Annotated in this window: 9 protein-coding genes; 1 reads left to right on the forward strand and 8 read right to left on the reverse strand. The window is 72.2% G+C overall.

Annotated elements, in window-relative coordinates:
- The 5 genes from AB0J97_RS26770 to AB0J97_RS26790 form a co-directional block, all read right to left on the reverse strand.
- Positions 1-15,111, reverse strand: coding sequence for a hypothetical protein (locus tag AB0J97_RS26770; protein ID WP_364092968.1), 15,111 nt, complete (start codon positions 15,109-15,111; stop codon positions 1-3).
- Positions 15,108-15,452, reverse strand: coding sequence for a hypothetical protein (locus AB0J97_RS26775; protein ID WP_364092970.1), 345 nt, complete (start codon positions 15,450-15,452; stop codon positions 15,108-15,110). Before AB0J97_RS26775 ends, AB0J97_RS26770 begins: the two co-directional genes overlap by 4 nt.
- Positions 15,449-15,853, reverse strand: coding sequence for a YbaB/EbfC family nucleoid-associated protein (locus AB0J97_RS26780; protein WP_364092972.1), 405 nt, complete (start codon positions 15,851-15,853; stop codon positions 15,449-15,451). The genes AB0J97_RS26775 and AB0J97_RS26780 overlap by 4 nt, the downstream gene beginning before the upstream one ends.
- A 77-nt stretch (positions 15,854-15,930) precedes the next feature.
- A complete protein-coding gene (locus tag AB0J97_RS26785) occupies positions 15,931-16,323 on the reverse strand; it encodes a hypothetical protein (RefSeq protein WP_364092974.1) in 393 nt (130 codons plus the stop codon).
- A complete protein-coding gene (locus AB0J97_RS26790; RefSeq protein WP_364092976.1) occupies positions 16,320-17,189 on the reverse strand; it encodes an SseB family protein in 870 nt (289 codons plus the stop codon). Before AB0J97_RS26790 ends, AB0J97_RS26785 begins: the two co-directional genes overlap by 4 nt.
- 46 nt (positions 17,190-17,235) lie before the next feature.
- On the opposite strand from AB0J97_RS26790, the gene AB0J97_RS26795 reads away from it, so the two are divergent.
- Complete coding sequence (locus tag AB0J97_RS26795) at positions 17,236-17,754, forward strand: hypothetical protein (RefSeq protein WP_357701801.1); 519 nt, start codon at positions 17,236-17,238, stop codon at positions 17,752-17,754.
- Here the strand turns inward: AB0J97_RS26795 and AB0J97_RS26800 are convergent.
- The 3 genes from AB0J97_RS26800 to AB0J97_RS26810 all read right to left on the reverse strand — a co-directional run bounded on the left by AB0J97_RS26800 (position 17,730) and on the right by AB0J97_RS26810 (position 20,841).
- Positions 17,730-18,779, reverse strand: coding sequence for a helix-turn-helix domain-containing protein (locus tag AB0J97_RS26800; protein WP_364092978.1), 1,050 nt, complete (start codon positions 18,777-18,779; stop codon positions 17,730-17,732). The two genes, AB0J97_RS26795 and AB0J97_RS26800, sit on opposite strands and share 25 nt — an antisense overlap.
- A gap of 127 nt (positions 18,780-18,906) precedes the next feature.
- Positions 18,907-19,605, reverse strand: a complete 699-nt coding sequence (locus AB0J97_RS26805; protein ID WP_364092980.1) for a response regulator transcription factor — start codon at positions 19,603-19,605, stop codon at positions 18,907-18,909.
- Between the two features lie 33 nt (positions 19,606-19,638).
- Positions 19,639-20,841 carry a histidine kinase gene (locus tag AB0J97_RS26810; RefSeq protein ID WP_364092982.1) on the reverse strand — a complete coding sequence of 401 codons (1,203 nt, stop codon included), beginning with the start codon at positions 20,839-20,841 and terminating at the stop codon, positions 19,639-19,641.
- Between the last annotated feature and the right edge of the window lie 25 nt (positions 20,842-20,866).

Raw genomic sequence — 20,866 nt, forward strand, 5'->3', positions numbered from 1 at the left:
TCACCATCGTCCGTCGTCCGAGGCCGGCTGCCATGTCGTGATCGCGAACAGGGCGGTCAGCTGTTCCTTGTCGGCCTGGCGGGGGAACAGGGTGTTCACCATCTCGATGAAGGAGGCCGCGTCCCGTCGCGGGTCCCGGTCGTGTTCGAGGTGGGTGCCCAGTTGTTCCCGCGCGGGCAGGTGCTCCTCGCCGTTGCGCGCGTAGTCCACGATGGCGGCGACGAGCTTGATCCGTGCCTGGATGAACGAGGGATCCAGGTGCCCGTCGTTGTGGCGGAACTCCACGTGATCGTCGGCCGTGCCGATGACATGGGCCAGGTTGAGTGCGGAGGGGCGGCGGTGGACCTCGCGGAGCTCTTCCGTCGAGCGCTCGGTGCCGCCGGTGACCTCGTTGGGCTCGCAGTGCCGGTAGGGCCGGTGCATGCCGAAGGGCTCCCTGGGGTCCTGCCCGAGCCGGAACAGGATGTCCTCGTAGCCGTAGTAGAGCGTGAGCAGCCGGTGCATGGCCTTCACATCGGTGCCGAGACCCGGGGCGCCGACATGGATGTGCCCGCCCGTCGCCGGAGTGATCTCGCCGCCGTGGGACTTGATGATCTCGGTGATCCGGGCCAGCTCCGCCCACGTCCGCTCGGTGTCCCGGAGGATGCCGGAGACGAACTCGCCGGCGATGAGACGCGGGTTCGCCTCCCGCTCCATGTACGGCCGGCCGCTCATCGAGTCGGGGGCCTTGTGGTGACCGAACACCTCCGGGCTCGCGGCGAGCCCCGCCCGGTGGAGCTCGGCGGCCATCAGGCGCACGTCGCCGGCCCGGACGTCCATGGTCCCGCCCGCGTGGGCGAACTCCAGCTCCAGCCCGAAGGCCACGTCCGTGGCCATCGCGTCTCGCGTCATGTACGGCACGACGGACGCGACGTCCTCGCCGGCCGCCAGCCGCCGGGTCACGTCCTCGACGACCTCGTTGTGGTCGTCGAAGTCCCAGCCGAAATGGCTCTGGACCCGGGCCGGCGCCGGTGCCGGCGGCGCCAGCAGCGAGATCTCGCCCTTGGCGTGCATCCCGATGTGGTACAGCCTCTTGAGCGCCTCTTCGTAGGCGGGAAGGAAGCCGCTTTCCCGGTAATGGGAAGCCAGCGACACCATGACGTCGGTGAGGAAGTCCACGTCCTGCCGGCTCAGTGGGTTGTCGACCCATACGGGACGGTCGTCGGGTCCGGCCGCGACGAAATTGCCGCGGAGAGTCTTACCGACTGCCGGGACGGACCTGGTGTCGGTGCCGGTCACCAAGGCGGCGCGTCCGCGATCGACGCGGGGCACGATGAAGGCGCGTCCGGTATCGACGCCGGCCAGACCGGAGCCCGTGTCGTAGAGGTTGTTCAGGTGCCGGTCGTTGTTGAGGATCAACAGGTCGAGGAGTTCGATCAGGATCGCGTTGCGCTTGGCGTCCGTGTCCGTCCTGCCTTCGGCGGGGTGCGTGCCGTGGACGTACTCCATGAAGACCGTGCGTGGATCCGTCGGGTGCGCGACCACGATGGGGACGTCGGCGCCGATGAGTCGTCCCACCAGTGACCCGAGGATCTCGGCCCTGGCTTCGACGATGCCTGTCCGCTTCCGTACGATCTTGGTGCCGTCCTCCAAGGTGAGGTGCGCCACGGTGCCGTCTTTGCCCTGCTCCCCGAACAACTCCCACTCGTGCGGATCGGCCGCGAGCGCTTCGTCGACGACGCTCTGGGGCAGGCCACGCCGTTCGAGGACGGGCGGCGGTGCCGGGACGGCGAAGGGCGTGGCGGGCGTCACCCTCCTGGACGGGTGGGCCTGCAACCACTGGCCGTCGTCGTCGAACGGGAAGACCGGCCGCCCGTCCGCGTCGTATCCCTGAACGGCCGCGGTGTGAGCCTGCCCGTCGGCGCCGATGTAGACGATCTCGTTCCCGGCCAGGATCGACCGGCCGGTGAGGTCGGCCAGCTCCTGGAGCACCGCCGGGTCGCGGGCCGTCTCGCAGCCCAGGATGCGTATCCACGCGTCGGGCTGCGCGAGCACGCGCGGATCGTGGGCGAGCATGGTGCCCAGGTCGGCCGCGCTGAGTCGTTCGGAGCCTATGAAGAAACCGGTGCCGTCACCGGCGATCGCGACGTCTATGGTGTTCATGGTGCGTCGCAGCAGGCGTGGATCGGCCGTGGGCATGACCGCGGAGTTCTCGTCGCGGTACCAGATGCCCGCGTTGACCTCGCGGCGATGCTCGGAGATCAGCTCCCGGTGCCGGGCGCTCAGCGGTGGCGCGGACACCGGGCCGGACGACTCGACGGGCCTGACGGCCGCCAGACGCGGGACGGGACGGCCGGCTCCCTTGCGCTCCACCCGACTGGCCCGCGGATCCTCCGGCATCGCTGCCAGCTTGGGACCGAGCCAGGCCTTGAGCTGCTCCCCGACCACCGCCGAGGTGTCGGCGGGCAGGAAGAACCGCAGCTGCGCCGATGGCTCGGCGGCGTTCCCGACACGGAGGTTGCCCAGAGACGTGGTCTCCACGGCTCCGTCCGCGGCCAGCACGACCCGCCCGGTGTACCAGGCGAGCTCCTGCGCGAAGGCCGTCGTCCCGTCATGGGGGCCGGCCAGGACGATCGTGGCGTCCTGCGGCAGGTCGGGGGAGCACAGCAGCATCGCCGCGACCACCTCGGCCCGCAAAAGCCGGTCGTCGACTATCATCCCCCGCTGGGAGTAGCGGCCCTCGACCACGAAGGCGCCGTTGACGGGCCGCACCGTGTGCCGCCTCGCCGCGTCGACGTCCAGACCGCTGCGGACGCGCAGGCCCGCCGAGGTCGAGGTGACCGCGTTCCGCCGGAGATGGCTCGCCACGTCCTGGGCCAGTTCATCGGTGAGCCCGATCGTCGGCGTGACCACCGGTCCCGTTGGTTCCTGGGCCTGGTGCTGCTTGAGGAAGTAATGGACCTCACCGTTGTCGGCGGTCATCACCGCCGTCACGGTGAACCGGGCGCCGGACCTGAACAGCGCGTGATGCGGCTTGCCCGACACGTCCGCGACCGGTACGTAGTCGGACGCCAGGATGGTCACCCGCGTGCCGTGGGGGCCCTCGGCCAGATGGCCGGCGTCGTCGACACCGTCGATCAAGGTGTCCACGGTGAACTCTTCCCCACAGAGGATGCCCTGGGGGATCAGGCCGTCGGGAACCCGGGCGAACACGTGCCCTTCCGCGCTCGCCCGTGCCGCCAGCTCGGCGTCGGCCCGGGAGATCACGTCGGTCCGGTTCTCCGCGTTCACCTGCGCCAGGTGATCGTTCCGCAGGAGGTCGCCCAGGATCGGGTCCGTTCCCGGTGCGGGCCGCCACGCGGGCACGCGATACTCGACGGTCGTCCGGTCCTCGGAGAACGCCAGCGGGATCAGCCTCGCGTCGTCGGAGCCGGTGAACCGGCTCAGCATGTTCAGCAACCGCTCGTACCGGTCGCCGAGGGAGAACGCGCCGAAGGTGTCACGCAGCGCCTCGAAGGCGGCGGTGACCCAGGCGACGTCGCCGGGGGCCAGGACCGGGGCGCCGCCCCGGAACTCCCAGTCGCCGGCCTCACCGAACCGGACGAGCAGCGGGTTGACGTCGAGCAGCCGCCGCAGCGTCGCGTGGTCCAAGGGCTCGCCGTGGGCGAGGAAGGTGTACAGCGCCCGGGTGGCCAGGCGGGCCTGCGTCTCGGGGGTGGGTTCCCCCGGCTGCCGGACCTCTTCGTAGAGGACGTAAGGCGTGGCCCGATGGGAGCCGGGCAGGCCGTCACCGGCCTCGTACGCCTCCTCCAGCCTGGCCTCGTGCTCGTCCGCCGCCGCGCGGGTCGGGAACTCGCGGCGCAGGGCCCGCCGGCCGTCGCCGAAGACCACCTCGGTCGTCCGCCCGTGTGACCCCGGCACGTCGAGCACGCGGGAGACGCCCGTGGCGACGCTCGCCCGCAACGCGTCGCTGCCGAACGTACGCCACACGTACCCGTCCTCGTCGAGGTGCAGGGCCGGGCCGGCGAGGCCGAGCGCCTGTCTGGCCAGCGCGCGGACGAGGACCTCCGGGGCGTCGACGATGGGCATCCTGAGAGCGCGGGACCCGTCGGCGAACGTCACCACGTCGCCCAGTGCCGACGCCCGCTCCGGCAGGACGCCCTGCTTGATGGCCTGCTCGACGTTGACGCGGAGGCGTCGAGCCGCGTTGATGGCCCGGCCCTCGGCAACCGGATCCAGGCCCGTCAGCGAGGCGGACGGGCCCTCGTCCATGGCACTGAGCGGCGCCACACGGGCGAGGGGCAGCTCGGCCCCCGGCACGGCGGCCAGCACGCTCTCCAGGCCGACCGCGTTCCCGGCGAACGGCCCACCCGCGAGGCCCTGGTGCCGTCGCACGATCTCGTCGTAGTGGGACTGCAGGCCCATCCGGGCGAAGTCCTCGCGCGCGGTCTCCAGCATGGCTCCCAGCACCCGCACGTCCGAGGGGGACAGCGGGTTGCTCACCCAGTCGCGGCGGCCGGAGGCGTCCTCGCGCAGGAACAGGTCGAGCAGCGGGCGGGTGCTGGGCAGCACATGGAGGGCCGGTCTGGTGACCAGCGGCGTGATGTCGGCCAGGGTGGCGAGGTATCCGGCGAGCACCGCCTCGCGGGTGCCGAGGAAGCCGCCGGAGGTGGCGGTGGGTGTCCAGTCGATCAGGATGTGCCGGTCGCCGGCCGCCCTGGCGGGGCCGACCAGGCCCAGGCGGTGGGCCAGCTGCGTCATCAGCAGGGTCAGGTTCCTGCTCTGGGGGGTGGACTCCTCAAGGAGCAGGGCGGGGGAGCCGTCGGCCAGCGTCACCTGGGAGACGTTCGCGCCGAGGGGCTCCGGCTCGCCCCGGACACCCAGAGCCGCCAGCTCCGGATCACTCGGAATGCCCAGGACCTCCGGCTCCGGGGCGGCTCGGGGGTCTGAAGCTTCCTGGGTGTCGGTTTCTTCCGTCCAGTTGATCAGGGCGTCGATGGGGTGCGAGGGGCCGGTGCGCGCGGCGAGGTCGGCCTCCACCGCGGCGATCTCGACGGCCAGCCGGTCCGCGGCCGCGGTGTCGCCCGCCGCCAGGGCCTCGCGCTGCTTGCGTTCCAGGAAGCGCAGCTCGTTGCGGCGGGCGGTGACGCACTCGTCGCGCGTGGCCTCTCCCGGCGCGTGCGGGTGCGTGTGCTCGCCTGCCGTACGGAACTGGAGCACGTCGCTGATCTCGTGCAGGACGAGCCGGGCGACCTGGTCGGAGGCGACGCGGGGAGCCAGGGTCACCAGGTGCGCATCGTCCCGCTCGCCGGTGTTCGTCGCCGTGGTCTCGCCCAGGTAGCCGCCCTCGACCGGCCCCACCCGGAACTTGAAGTGCACCTGTCCGAGCAGGGCGGAGTCCAGGACGAGGGTGTCGCCGCCGTCCCAGACCACCCGCCAGGCGCCGGCGACGCCGCCGAAGTCCTCCAGCAGCAGCTCGTTGTTGAACGCCTTCCTGGCCTCGTCGACGGTGAGGTCGCCCTCGTCGGCCGGGCGGCCGTCGGCGACGAACGCGGAGTTGAGCGGGGAGGCGTGGGTGTGACGGGGCGCGCCGCCCGACCCGTTCTCCGCGTCGTCGGGCTTGTTCTTGGCCGGCCAGGCAGCCGGATCCGCGGCCGGCAGGATGCCGCGCCTGCTCAGCTCGTTCCTCAGGTGCTCGGCGAGGCTGGGGGCCTGATCCGCCTCCGCCTGCCGCTCGGGGCGTCCGGCGGGGTCGACGGAGGCGGCGGGGTTCGTGTCCGTCCTCGGCGTGGTGCGCTCGTGCAGGGCCAGCAGGTCCATGCCGTGCTGCTCGGCCACCGCGATCAGGGAGGACGGCAGTCCGGCGAAGCGCCGCCCGAATCCTCCGTCGTCCCCCTGCGCCGTCAGGCGGCCGTCGGGGGTGGCGACGTAGGTCAGGGGCGGCCCGTACGGAGGCCGGAGCGTGACCAGGACGTTCTCGTTCCGATCGCGGGCGTCCACTTGCGCCTGCCTGAGCTCCCCGTACGAACGAACGGGCCGCCCGGTCTCCGGGCCGACCGGCCCCGGCAGGGCGGCGGCAGCGGGGGCGACCGGCCCGGGAGCCCCGTGGCCGGCAACCGGCGGCGGGTTCTCGGCCTGTTCGGCCAGCTCCCGCATGACCTCGTCGAAGACGATCACATCTGCGTGGCCCGTGGCGACGCGGACGGCCCCCTGCGGCGGCCTCTGCCCGGATTTCTGGGCCGGCGAGACCTCGACGCGTACGGTGTAGTCGACCCGGAACCTGACCGAACTGCTGTCGGCCTTCTCGAAGACGCTGGTCTCCCTGCGGTTGCCGCCGCCGACCGACGCGCCGTCGACGCCCTGGCTGCGGTAGCTCCCGCCCATGCCGAACTTGAGGCCGAACGGGAGCCACCTCCCTATGTCCTTGCTCCCGCCGGAGAACCCGGCCGGCAACCACCGGGTACGGTCCGCGCTCGCGGACGTACCCCACTGCCTGCGGTCGACCTGCCCGATCTCGAAGTCCTTGTGACCCTGGGCGATGGTCACGGGTTCGGACAAGACCGCTCCGACGTGCACGCGCGCCACCCTGCGGTGCGCCAGCGGCACTTCGAGCACCATGAGCCCGTCCTCGGCCGTCATGAGCTCGAAGTTGACGTTCCGGTTGCTGCCCGTCAGGATCCGGGCGAGCGCACGGGACTCCCGGAGGGAGAGGTCGCGGCCCACCGTCGCCTTCAGGTGCTGTTCGACGGCCTTGGCGAGGTCCTTCACCCGCGTGCTCTCGACCATGAAGTTCTCGGGCACGGGGAAGGGCCGCGGATCGGCCACGGCGGGCTGCGGAGCGGTGCCCGCGCGCGCGACCATGCCGGGCGGGACGAGCCGGTCGATGGTTCCCGAGACTTGCCGGGAAACCTCTGCCACCAGCGACGCGTCCTCCACAGGCGACGTGGACCTCACCCGCCGTACGTCGACCACGAGCCTGATGCCCTGGCGCACCTCCGCCCTGGTCCCCTCGAACGAGGCCGCCCGCTGCACCCGGGTCTCTTGCAGGTTGCTCGCGGCCGAGGCGCCGCGTCCGTGGTCGGTGCCCGTGGAACCCGACTCCATGTCGTCTTCCGTGTCCTTGCCGCCGAAGGTGCCGGTCAGCGCCGAGGACTCGGAGACGTTCTCCTCGTGCATGGTGTAGAGCTGGAGGATCTGCCCCACGTCGGAGACCTCGCCCCGATACTGGACGTCATCGCCGAGCACGGCCCGTACGGTGACCTCAAGGGTGTCCGTGAGCCCGTCGCCCCTGACGGTGTACTCGGCGGGCGGGGAGTCCGGGTCGAGCAGAGTGTCGATCTTGCCCAGCCAGCTGTTGCCGGAGAAGTCGGCCGACAGCGCGCGCCACAGTTCGGTGTCCCGGGCGAGCGCGCCCGGAGCCACCGCCTCGACGGCCTCCTTGATCTCTTCCAGCAGCTCGACCTCGGCGCCAGGCTGGTCCTCCGGACGGAGGCTGACGCCCTTGACGGTGCTCATGCCGATGGCGTCCTGGTACGGCGGCGCGAGCACGGCGGCCACCTCGCCGTTCTCCAGCCGCCGGGCGGCCGCCTCCAGTTGCGCCTGGACGTGGTGGTGGAACTCCGGCCGGCTCAGCATGCGGTCGATGGTCTCGGCGTCCGTCTCGCCGGGCCGGCCCGGCGGAACCCCCGGCGGCATCATCTCGGCCAGCGTCTCGGAGGAGAACAGTTCGAGGAGCGCGGCGAGGGCCCTGCCGATGTCGTGCCCCCGGCTGAGGGGGACGCCGGGCAGGGTGGTCAGGCCCGGGACGCCCGACGGATGGGCGGTCCTCGCGCTTTTCAGGTCCTCCAGGTACCGGGTGATGAACCTGACCGCCACCCGGCGGCCGAGCTTCAGGTCGCCGTTCATCACCCGTTCGGCCGCGTCGGCGAGCTGGTGCAGCGGCAGCTCGACCTCTCTGTTCGCGTACAGGTCGAGCGCGTCACGTTCGGCGACCAGGTAGACGGCGGTGCCGTCGTTCCGCGTGACCGTCTTCGCGCCGATGCCGGAACCCACGGTCACTTTCGCGGCGACGTCCATCACGAAGGCGTAGTGCCTGCCCGTGTCGATGGTCAGTCGCTCGGGGCCGGAGATGAGCTTCCGCTCGTTCGAGGTCGTACGCCCCCATGAGGTGGTGCCGCTCCCCTCCTCCGCCCGCTCACCGGGCGCCGGCACTCCCATGGAGCCCCCGACGTCCCGCGGTCTGGAGATCCGGGTGGTGCTGCTCTGGGAACTGAGGGTGAGGTTGATGTCGCCGACCAGGATGTCGGTGGCGGACAGGAAGCGCGACTGGCCCTGCGTCAGGCGGAGGCGGACCGGCTGGTGCCGCGCCGTCCCCTTCGCCGTCTGGCGGTCCACCCCTGTCCGGTGACCGGTGGTGAACACCTCGGGGTGGCTGACCAGGCTGCGTACGTTGAAGAACGCCGCGAGGTGCTGGAACGCGGGCGAGCCGCGGTCGAGCGAACCGTCGAGCAGGTCCGCGACGGTCGTCGCGATGTCGCCGACGTCGAGGTGGGCGACGGTCGCCCGCCGGAGCACCGACGTCGAGGTGCGGTGCCGCGGCCCCGGCGGACGCGGGTGCCCGTCGGACGACAGCGCGAGCGGGAGCAGGTCGGAGGGGAGCACGATCCGCGCGTCCCCGGCCCGTCCCTCCGCCACGGTCCAGGGCTTCGCCCCGGTCAGCCGCTCGACCTGGACGACGTGCGGGATGCGGAAGACCGCGCTCTGCCCGGTGCCCTCCAGGAGTTTCACCTGGTTGACGGTGCTGCCCGTCGTGAGCTCCACCTGGCGGTTCCGGCCGAGGCCGGCGGAGAGGTTGGATCCCCCGAGATCGAGGCCGGGGTCGTCCTTCAGGGAGAGTCCGCTTCCCAATCCCGCTCCCCACGACCCGGTCAGGTTCCGGGACGAGGTGTAGGTGTCGGAGCCGATGTCCAGGTTCACCACCGGCTCGGCGCCGGTCACCCCCTCGTAGACGGCGTTGTCGAAGTCCTGTCTCAGGCTGATCCGCAGGGTGTAGTGCTCGGCCGGGCCGAGGGGGCTGTGGTGGACCAGGTTGACGATCAGGCCCGCCTGGGCTGCCTGGTCGTAGCCGGTCTCCAGGCGTTCGGCGGAGAACTGCTCGGCGACCAGTTGCTCGTTGGCCATCTGGCTCGCCCTGACCGAGGCGTCGAGGGAGTAGTGGGGGACGCCGTTCTTGAGCTTCGGCAACACGCCTTCGCGGCGCAGATACTTCTCGACCTGTTCCCGGACCGAGTCCATGCCGGTGATCCGCTGAACCAGCGCCGGGCCCGCGCCGCGCGTCTGGTTCTCGCCCGTCCCGTACCAGGTGGGCAGTGCGCCGATTCTGCCGGGCGGATCGACCTTGGCGGGATCGCCTCTGAGCACGACGTTGCCGTCCGCGTCGCGCCCGATCTCCGCTGCCGGGTCGACCGGCAGGCCGTAGCGGTAGGCGTCCGGTTCGGGGATGCGGAACAGTCCGGTGCTCGGGTCGGAGACGAGGGTGATCGGGTCCTGACCGTCCATCTGGATCGTCACCGTGTGCACCATGTTCAGCAGGTAGCCCTGGGTCTCACCCGCCCATCGATGCACGCTCGGATGGATGGCCACGCCGGTCACGCCGGTGGACGCGGATGCCGCTCTGTCCACATCGCCGCGGAGGGCGGCTTCCCATGCAGGGTGGTGCTGACCGGTCTGGTCGGCCGTCTGCGAGGTCCACCCCACGGCACCCCCGAGGGCCGTGTCGTGGCTGTCGGAATGGCTCTGGCCCGCGTGGGAGGATCCGACGCGCAGCCGTTCCTGGTGGTGCTTGGTGCTGGGGCCGCCGACACGTGTGTCCCCGGGGAGCACGGTCGTGCGCATCGTCATCACGCCATGGATCCGGCCGTTCACGATGATGGTCCGGCGCAGCCCCGCCGGATCGTTGACGGCCGTGCCAAGGTTGCCGGGCAGGTCCTCGGTGATCGCCGTGACGACCTGGTCGCGGGCGACGGGGCTGCGCATGACCTTCGGCAGCCGCCCGGTCACCCGCTCGGCCATATCGAGCAGGCCGGTCATGCTGACGACGACGTGCTCAGGGAAGGGGGAGCGCCGCCGGTCGGCCTCGGGAAGCTGGAGGGGCTGGTCACTGGGATCGAGGAGATAGGCGTGCGAGAGCCACAGGCTCTGACGCGTGGTCTCCCCGGCGGGCGGCGAGGCGGTCACCGGGGTGCCGGACGCGGTGCGCAGTTCCACGCTCCAGCTCGCCCTGGCGGTGAACATGGTGGCCGTGCCGCGATTGTCCTCGACGTTGCCGCCCAGCCAGTTGTCCTGAGCCGAGGTGGAGACGGAGTGAGTGCCACCCCGCCTCCACTTGAGCTTCAGGACACCGTGGTCGGCGATGTGGTGGAGGGTCTCCCAGGGCGTACTCCGCATCCAATGCCGGCCCAGGTCCATTATGTCCCGGTCGAAGGTCAACCCCCTGGAGCGGCGGCCGGTGGCGGATGCCCTGCCGCCACCCTGCGGCAGCTGTCCGAGCATGGTCTCGGAGTGGGAGGCGGCCGGCTTCACCACCTCCATGAGGTCGTCAAGCGTCAACCGGATCCGCAGTTCCGCGCCTGCGGTCCCGTTCAGGCGCAGCAGCAGGCCGTCCGGCGCGAGCGCGGTCTGGAAGGCCTGGCGGATCGCCCGCCTCAGCTCCTCCTGGGAGAAGCGTGCGGACAGGCCCTGGTCCGTGAGCAGCTTGTTGACCAGCTCGGTCAGCGGGGCCAGGTTGGCGATCGGGCCGGCGGTGTAGGCGGCCAGCAGGGCGTGCGGCGGCGGCAGTGCCTCCCGGTGTGCCGAGTCGTAGGCGTCCGATCGGCTCCGCATCTCCTGGAGGGCGACTTCGACCTGGAGCGTTCTGGGCTTGTCCGGCCTGTTCACCCTGTTCAGGGCGGTCAGTGTCGCGTCGGTGGCATCGAGTGCCTGGTTCGCGGCGATCGCGGCGGCCGCGTACCGCTCGGCTGCCCGCGCGTGGTACCTGGCGGCGGACTCCGCCTGCTCGGCGGCCAGCACCTGCCGACGCGCGCGCTCGGGAGCGCCGTCGTCCTCGTTCAGGCCGTGCAGGAAAGCGTGATTCCAGGCCTCCCGAGCCTGGTCCCAGGACTCTTCGGCATGGTGCCAGTGACGGCTGCTGAGTTCGAGGTTGTGCGCCCAGGCGGCCTCCAGCCTCCTCTCCTCCGCTTCGACCTCCGCCCTCAGCTCCGACAGCGCGGTGGGCGGGGGCTCGGGCACCGAGAGGGCGGGCGGTGTCGCGGGCGGCAGCGCGGCTACCGCATCCTGGTACGCCTCCATGGCCGTGGCGGCCGCTCGCGCGGCGGCGTTCAGCGCGGCGTGGTCGACCGGCTTTCCCGAGGCCACGCCCTTCAGCATGTCGGCGAGCACCTCGTGGGCGTCGCGGGCGGCGATCGCCAGGCCTTCGGCCGCCTCGTGCAGCGCGCCGAGCCGGGCGAGCTGCGCCGCGATGGCCCGCCACCTCCGTGCGCCCTCCAGGTCCCGCGCGGCCAGCGCCTCCGCGGCGAGCACGTACGGCGCGCTCGCCGCCTCGTTGTAGGCGCGCACCGCCGCGCGCTGCGCTCTGACGACCCCGTCGAACCCCTCGATGGTGGTACGCAGCGCCGTGGCGGCGGCCCGCCGGTCCGACACGCGCTGGAGGAGGTCGCCGAGCGTGGCGTCGATGGCCTGGGCGTCGCGCGTGTTCGTCAGCAGGTCCGGCGTCGTGAGCTTACGGTAGTACCCCTCGTGGGTGGCGCCCAGGCGGAGCAGCTGCGAGGCGAGCTCGTGCGGCGGGGCGATCAGGATGCGCCGCGCCTGAACCGTCTCGTCGAGGAGCAACTGGTACGTCTCGGCGGCCCGTACGGCCGAGTCGGCCGCGCTCTGGCGTTCCGCCGCCGTGCCCGGTGAACGTCGCGCCGGGTTGGTGAGCTCGTCGGCGGCCGCCCGCAGCGCGGCGATGTGGGCGCCGAGCACGTCCGGTTCGGCGGCCTGGGGCAGCGCGGGAACGAGGACGGCCGGGTCGGCCTGCTCCTCGTACCGCAGGCGGAGCTGGTGGGCCGCGTGCAGCGCCCTGACGAACTCGGTGCCCTTCCTGCCGGGAGCGCCCGCGGTGTGCACGAGCGACTGGGCGCTCTCGTACGCGGCCCTCGCCTGGGACGCCGCCGTCAGCAGCGAGGAGGTGCCCATGTCGGTGACCGTCATCGCCAGGAGCCGGAGGTCGGACTCCACGCGCAGGAGCCGGTCGATCTGCTGCGCCAGCACCTGGTCGAGATCCTGTTCGAGCTGGGCGACGGCCTGGTCGTGGCGGGTCAGCAGGTCGATCAGGTCGTTCGTCGACTGACGGGCCGGCGCCGGTCGCGACTCACCCACTTCCAACTCGCCGTGGGCCTCCAGAATCCTGCGTACGGCGTCCCGCTCCGCCTCCATGACGGACCGTTCGATGCCGCTCGTCTCGCCGATCCGGCGGGTCAGGAACACCAGCTCGCGACGGCGGGCGGTGAGGCACTCGTCGCGCTCGTTCGGCTGGGTGATCAGGCGGCGCATCAGGCCCTGGCGCGGCTGGTTCCTGGCGTGCAACGTGTCGGCGATCTCGTGCAGGATCAGCCTGGCCACCTGGTCGGGGGCCACGCCAGGTGCCAGCCGCACCCTGTTCTCGCCGTTCGCGTACAGCACGGTCCGGCCCAGCCGGCTGCGGGTGACGCGGCCCACCGTGAAGGTGAACCGCTGGTCGGGGAGACCGGTGACCTCGACCACGAGCGTGTCGGCGGCGGTCCAGCGCATGCCGGTGACCTCGGGTCCGAGGTCGGAGGCGAGGACCTCGACCTCGAACGCCGCCCTGGCCTCCGCCACCGTGAGCGCCGGCACGCCCCTTTCGCGGCCGTTCGCGACGAACCTGGTGCGCTTGACGGGACGCCCGCTCACGAGGGCATGGGCGTCCCTGGTACGGCGGACGGCGCCGATCAGCCTGGTGACCAGGGCGGGGCCGGGGGTGGCGGGCTGCTGGGCGGGTGCCGGGGTGGGGTCAGCCTGGGTCTGCAGGGTGGGGCCGGGGGCGGCCGCCGTCTCGGCCGTGGTGAGGGTGCCGGTGTCCTGCGGGGCCGGAGCGGGTTCGCCGGTACGGGGCTCCCCGACGCTCTGCGGGCCCCCGGTCCGCGCGGTCTCCGGGGTGCCGGTGCTGTCCTGGGTGGTGTTCTCGGCCGGGGCGCCGGACGTGTCAGGGGTGCCGCTGGTCCGGTCGGGAGCGGGCGTCGTGTCCGGGGTGGTGGTCGTGTCCGGAGCGGGCGTCGTGTCCGGGGTGGTGGTCGTGTCCGGAGCGGGCGTCGTGTCCGGGGTGGTGGTCGTGTCCGGAGCGGGGGCCGTGTCCGGGGTGGTGGTCGTGTCCGGGGTGGTGGCCGGCGTCTGGGAGGCGGCGGTGTCCGAGCCGGGGGAGGTGTGCGGCGTTTCGGCGGGCGCCTGGTCCGTCGTGGGCGCGGCCTGCTGATCGGCGGCGGGGGAGGCGTCCTGCGCGGCCGGCTGGGACACCGGTCGCGCGTCTGGGCGCGGGTCCTGCGATCGGTCCTGCTGGTCCTGCGGCTGGGCCTGCGGTTGGGATTGAACTTGAGGGGTGGGGGCGTCCTGGCGGGGTTTGGTGTCGCCGGTGTGCTGGGGGCGGGGGGCCTGCGGCGTGTCCGGGGCGGCGTCCGGCGTCTGGACGGCTCGGGCCGCCTTGGGTGCGGGCTGCTGGGGCGCCGCCGGTTCGGTGACCGTGCTCGTACGGTCCCGCCTGCCCCCGCCGGAGAGGTCGCCCTGCGGCAACACCGGGCTCCCGCCGGCGTCGGGCGAACCGGTCTGAGGGGCGGGGACGGAGGAGAGGTCCCCGAGGCCGGGAGCCGTCGTGATGGTGGACGCGTTCCGCTGGGCCGCCATCGCCTCGTTGAACACGCCGCTCAGCGAGGTCACCGGGGTGACGGCCGCGTGCAGGACCTCCAGGTTGGTCGGGCTGAGGGTGTTCGTACGTCCCGCGCCACCGAGGAAGCCGCCGTAGAACCCCTCCGCGCCCGGCAGCGCGAACTGGTCGTAGACGGCGTAGTTGGCGACGATGCTGCCGGCGGGCGAGGCGACCATGTTGTTCAGGCCGGTGTTCAGCGCGCGTCCGGGGAAGCGCAGGAACGCGTTGCCGACGCCGCGGTTGTCGCCCGCGATCCGGTTCAGCCGCGAGATGCCGGGCAGGTCGTTGGCGAAGCGCGACATCGGATCGCCGAGCTTGGTGCCCGCGATCGCGCCGGCGCCCGCGCCGATCGCCGCCGCCTTGACCTTCTTCCAGTCCAGCGAGTCGCGGGTGCCCATCCTGATCTGCTGGTACTGGGTGGTGAGGTCGATGACGAGCTCTTCGGAGATCTCCTCGAACAGCTCGGCCGCCAGCGCCGCGTTGAAGAAGCGGCCCGCGCCGGCTCCGGCGAGCTTGGAGATCTGGCCGCTCGCGGCGACCGGGCCCGACCTGGCCGCCACCAGCGCCAGCCGTTCCATGATCAGGGCGATCCTGGACCCGCCCGCCGCGCCCACGCTGCGCAGCATGAGGCTGGCCAGCGGGAAGAAGCCCGCGGCGATCAGGGCGACGAACGCGGCGATCACCGCGATCCAGAAGGCGACGTTGATCGACAGCTTGGTGTACTGGGTCTCGCGGGCGAAGTTGTCGACCATCTTCGCGTAGGAGAAGGACTCCTGGGCCTTGGCGACCACGCCGGCCTTGTCGTCGTAGAGCTTGGCGAGCCGCTTGAAGATGGCCGGCTTGGCGGGCGACTGGAGGCTGCCGTTCAGGGTCTGGACCGTGGCGGAGGTCGGGTCCAGGGTGCTGATGAGCAGGTTCATCAGCTTGACGTACTCGACGCGTAACTCCCAGAGCTTGCTCTCGCTGCCCTCCGGCCAGCTCTGGCCCGCCGTCAGCAGGGGGACCAGGTGGTGGACCACCCAGCCGGGCAGCGCCTCCGTCTGCCAGACGGGCTCCACGTCCTTGGTGGCGATCCCGCCGTCGAACGCGCCGGTGCCGCCCGCCGGCTTCCGGGCCTCGTCGGTCGCGGTGGTGACGTCGCCCTTGCCCGCCATCATGCTTTTCGGTAGGCGTTCGACAGGCCCACGTCGATCGCCTGCTCGGTGGTGAGGGTGTTGGAGACCGTCGCGCGCAGCAGCGGCCCGGAGCCGGAGATCTCCTTGATCAGGTCATCGGTGTCGCGCAGGAATCTCTCGGGGCCCCCGCCCGCCAGGTACTGCTTGCTGAAGGACAGGCCGTCCGGCCCGCCGCCCTGGGGGTGGGCGGCGTTCAACGCCCGGATCCGCGCCGCGATGGCCGGCCAGGCGGTGCTCAGGTCGGTCGCCATGGCGTCCCACTGGTTCAGGCTGTTGCTGATCGGTTCGCGGATGTGCACGTCCGCCCGGTCGTCGGCGCTCATCGGCGGCGTCTCTCTCCCGGCAGCGGGCCGGAGAACTGATCGAGCACGGCCTCCAGGTCGCCCTCCAGATGGGCGCGCAACTGCTCGGGCGGCACCACGGGCTCGAAGAGCTCGACCAGCTCCTCCAGGGCCTTGGCGGTGGCCCGCCGGATGGTGTCGGTGATCGAGTCGGCCAGCCCCCTGGCGTTGGGCCGGCGGTACAGCCGGGGGTCGAGATCGAGCCTGATCAGCTCGCCGCGGACGCTCACCGTGGCCGAGACGAGCCCGTCGCCGGACTTCTCGGTGACCCGGATGGCCTGGGCCTTGGCGTTGAGATCGCTCGCCTCGCGTTGCATGCGCATGAAGGTCTCGCGTAACTCGTCGGCGTAGGCCTGGAGGCCCACCACGTCCGCGTCTTCCATCAGGCCCACCCCCTAACTGGGGTGAATATAACAACAACATCATCTGGCCTGAAAGAGATCAACAGCCTTGTTGTTCATCAGATGCCGACAAGTGCCACAGCCTTCTCACTGAGCGCCGACACCTCGTCCCGCATCACCCAGGCACGGTGCACTCCGCGCTCGACGCGTTCCAGGCCGAGCTCCGCGGCGTGCGGCGCGTTCGCGCCCAGGTACTCGATGAGCAACTCCGCCTCGCGCGCCGCGCGGACCAGGAAGGGGGCGCCACGCCACTCGCAGACGACGGTCAGGTGCCAGATCGCCGCGCAGTCGGCCGCCGGGACCGCGCGTACGTACCGGCCAGGCGCCACCTCCTCGAAGCCGTCGGCGGGCTCCGGGGCGTACAGACGCATGAAGAGCACGCCGTCGACGAGGTCCGGCGACGCCTCGTGGTCGGCGCCCGCCCAGCGGACGCGGTAGGAGCCGGGGTTCATTCGTCCTCCACCATCAGCCACCGGCAGCGGTCGGCGTCGTACCGCGCCTGTGTGCGTTCCCTGCCGTCGGCGGCCAGCTCCACGATCTCGGCGCCGTGCGGCAGGCCGATGCCGTCGATCTTGTACTCCCTGATGGTCTCGGCGGGGTTCGGCACCAGGCCCGTGCCGACGAACGGCGGCTCCTCGACCACCCAGCCGGCCATCGCCGTCCGGCCCCTCTCGTCGACCCCGCCGTACGGGGTGCGGTAGAGCTCCACCCCGACCGCCGGCCAGCGCAGCAGGTTGACCGCGCCCTCGGCGGTGAGGGCGTCGTCCTGGAGCAGCGCGTCGGCGAGCACGGACGGAGTCGCGATGTGCTCGACGTCGAGCGCGTGGTGGCAGTAGCCGGACACGCGCGGCCGTTCGCTGTCCAGCAACTCCTGGATCTGCGCCACCTCCAGCAGCTTCTGCACGATCGGGACGCCGTGGCCGGGCTCGGCCACCAGGTCCTGCTCCAGCGTGGGCACCGCCAGCCGCGCGACCGTGCCCGGCTCCAGCAGGAACGACGGTTCGAGCCCCGGGTTGACCGCCAGCCCCCAGCGGGGGTCGGGCCAGCCCGCCGCGAGCTCGACCAGCGACAGCACCCGGCAGTGCCGGACGGCGCCACCCGTGGCCTCCGACATCGCCTCCTCCGACGTGTACACCGCCACCCACACACGATCGGCCCTCGCGAACGTCGGCCAGGCGACCTGCTCGTCACCTCTGGCGGCGGCGTCGCCGACCGGGCAGGCGAAGTCGGCGTACCGCAGCAGCGCGAGACAGGTGGACAGGTCCTGCCGGTCGTGCGCCTCCTTGAGCCGCTCCTCGAACGCGGTCGGTGCCTGCATGGCGACACCCTAGTGGGTTGATCCGCGTTCCCTGTAGGTTGCCCGTGTGACGGATCGGCCGATTGCCCGCACCCGCGACGAGGCTCTCGTGTACCTCGACCTGAATCCCTGCCGGTGCGGCTCGGTGGAGACCGAGTGGGACAGCGGCGTGGTCAGCGTCGAAGGCTCGCTGGCCACGTGCTGGTCGGGTGCCTGCGACGACTGCGGCGCGGCGCGGGAGTACCTGTTCTCACTGCCCAGGCGCGAGGTCATGCCGGTCGGCTGGCCGACGTTCGGCGGCGCGGAGCCGTCCGAGCTGCTCGACGCCGGGGAGTGGATGTGGCTGGCCGACCTCACGGCCGGTAACGTCCCCGACGATCCGGAGGACGCTCGCCGGGCGCTCTCCATGGCTCGTTCGGCCATGGACGAGGTGCTCAAGTTCATCCCCGAGGGGCAGGACGACGTCCCCGCGGAGGCCTTCTGGTCCGCCCGCGGGCGGGAGGTGCGCGCCGCCGAGCCTCCCCGGTTCCGCCGCGACCGCCTGATGGTCGTCCGGGACACCTACCGCGAGCTCGCCGACCGCTGAGCTTCCCCGGCGGGCCGGCCGTCGTGGTCGTCGTGGTCGTCGTGGCCCGCCAGCGACCGGCGGCGGTGGTCCCGCGGGCTGAGGTCGTAGGCGGTGCGGAACGCGCGGCTGAACTCGGCGCCGTTCCTGAAGCCCCAGCGCATGCCGATCTCGCCGATCGGAAGGTCCCGCAGCCGCGGGTCGGCCAGGTCGGCGTGACAACGTTCGAGCCGGCGCCGGCGAACGGTGGCGCCGACGGTCTCGTGCCGCTGCTCGAACAGCGCGTGCAGGGTGCGTACGGAGATGTGGTGGTGCGCGGCGATGCTCGACGGCCCCAGGTCGGGATCGCCGAGATGCTGGTCGATGAAGGCGTCGATCCGCGCGGCCAGCATCCGGTGCCGGCTCTCGGCCGGCAGCTGGCGGCCGGCGTCGAGGCGTCCGGCCAGGAAGGCGGCGGCCAGGTCGACGCCGATGGTGCCGAGGCGGGGCAGCTCGGCGGGGTGGCAGCCGCTCGCGTGTTCGAGCAGGCCGGTGAGGTAGCGGGCCAGCAGCGCCCCTGAGCCGGTGGCCGCCCGGAGCCTGGTGGCCAGCAACGGCTCCAGCTGGCCGCGGGTCAGCGGCAGCGCCTCGCGCGGCAGGAACAGGAGCGTCACCCGGGTCGGCCGGTCACCGTCGAGGAACTCGGTCACGTACGGCGAGGAGGTGTCGAACAAGGACATGTCGCCGGCCTGTAACAGGGATTCGTTGCCCCGCTGCCGCAGCCGGTTGGCGTTGCCGTGCAGCAGGAAGAGCTCGTAGCCCTCGGGATCGTGCCGGCTGATGTGGGCCGGGGTGCGCCGGCCCTTCAGCGGCGACATCGTGAAGTCGCCCACCCGCACCTGCGACAGGTCGATGGACTGCACCCGGCCGTGGAAGTCGTCGGCGTGCTCGCTGGACAGCGCGGTGGGCACGACCTCGTGCGCGGCGAGGTGCGCCCACCACTCCAGGCGATCCTTCCTCGGGATCGCGTCGGTGGACGCGGACACCACCGGGCTCGGTCTGGCCATGCGGTGGATCCAGGAACTTCGGTACGGGTGATCGCACACCGCGTCGACGCTGTCGGCCACCGTCCAAGGGTCCACAACCCCGGCCTCGGCCGCAAGACCGGCGGCGCGTCCTGTCGCGGTCCGCAACCTACCGGCCGTCCGTGCGATCCGCCGGCCCCTGGGCCTCGGGGGTCGTCCGGCGGGGCGCGGACTGTCCGGGACGGACGAGGCCGGAGTCGTACGACACCACGACCACCTGCGCGCGGCTGCTCAGCCCCAGCTTGGCCATCAGCCGGTTGAGGTGCGTCTTGACCGTTCCCTCGCTCACCGACAGCCGTTCGGCGATCTCCTTGTTCGATAATGCGTGCCCGACCAGCCGCAGCACCTCCGTCTCGCGCCCGGTGAGCCGGTCGAGGGAGGGGGAGGGCAGCGGGGCGGGCGGTTCGGTGAACGCCTCGATCAGGCGCCTGGTCGCGGCCGGGGCCAGCAGGATGTCGCCCGCCGCGACCGTGCGGATGGCGGCGATCAGGCGTTCGGGCGGCGTGTCCTTGAGCAGGAAGCCGCCGGCGCCCAGGCGCAGCGCGTTGTAGACGTACTCGTCGAGGTCGAACGTGGTCAGGATGAGCACCTTGGGCGGCGGGTCGTGCGCGGCGGCCAGGATGCGCTCGGTCGCGGTCAGGCCGTTGATGCCCGGCATCCTGATGTCCATGAGGATCACGTCGGGCCTGAGCGTGGCGGCCAGGCGCACGGCCTCCTCGCCGTCGGCGGCCTCGCCCACCACCTCCAGGCCCGCGGCCCGCAGGAGCGCGGCCAGACCGGCGCGGATGAGCACCTGGTCGTCGACCACGAGAACCTTGATCTCGCACCTGCCTCACGGTCGTCACGGCGGCCGATCGCCCTCACCGGGTGTGGGGAGCGGGAAGGTCGCCAGCACCTCGAACCCGCCCTCGGGCAGCGGCCCGGCGGTGATCGAACCCTGGTAGAGCCTGACACGTTCAGTCATGCCGATCAACCCGTGGCCGCCGGAACCCCGGCCCCCGGCCTCGACGGCGGCGCCGTCGTTGCTGACACGCAACGTCAGCGTGGCCGGACCGTAGCCGATGCGGATCTCGACCCGGCCGGGGTCGGCGTGCTTGAGGACGTTCGTCAGCGACTCCTGGACGATGCGGTACGCGCACAGGTCGAGGCCGGGCGGCAGCGGCCGGGCGCGGCCCTCGACGGTGAGCTCGGTGCCGACGCCCGCCGCGCGCATGCGTTCGACCAGCGGATCGAGGGCCAGCAGGCCCGGCGCGGTGGCGTAGAGGCCCTCGTCGTCGTCGTGGGCCTCGATGCGCAGGATCGACAGCAGCCGGCGCATCTCGGTCAGCGCCTCGTGGCTGGTGTCGGCGATGACGCCCAGCGTGGCGTGGGCGGTGGCCGGGTCGCTCAGCGCGACGTAACGCCCCAGCCCGGCCTGTACGGAGATGACCGACATGTGGTGGGCGACGACGTCGTGCAGCTCGCGGGCGATGCGCACCCGCTCGCGGGTGACGGCCCGCCGGGCGGCGGCCCCCTGCTCGGCGCGGAGCTGCGCGGCGAGGTCGGCCAGCTGCGCGGTGCGCTCCGACAGCAGCCGTACGCTGGCCCCCGCGCCCACCCCGCACGCCGCCACCAGGACCGACTGCGCCAGCGCCGACCACGTCGCCAGGCCGGGCTGCTGCCCCGAGGCGTACGTCCACTCGGTGACGACCAGCACCGAGCCGGCCGCGCACCAGGCCCACGACCGGTGCGCGGCGACGGAGTAGAGGGCCACCAGCGGGCCGATGCTGTTGAGCCCGTGGTGGTAGCCGAGCACGTGGTAGACCAGCGACGCGCCCACCGACACCAGCAGCACCGGCACCGGCGCCACCCTGCGCAGCGCCAGCGGCGCGTTGACCAGCAGGGTCAGGCCCATCGACAGGCCGTCGCCGGGCCGGCCCCGGCCCGGCTCGAACACCTCCCACAGCCAGGTGCCGACGACCAGCGTGAGGGCCGCCGCGCCGTCGAGCAGCAGCGGGTGGACCGCGACCACCCGCCGGAGAAGGGACGAGGGGGTGAAGGGCACCCGTCACGCTAACCCCGGCGCCACC

Origin of the sequence: Nonomuraea sp. NPDC049607, assembly GCF_040675375.1 — a bacterium.
Taxonomy (GTDB): domain Bacteria; phylum Actinomycetota; class Actinomycetes; order Streptosporangiales; family Streptosporangiaceae; genus Nonomuraea.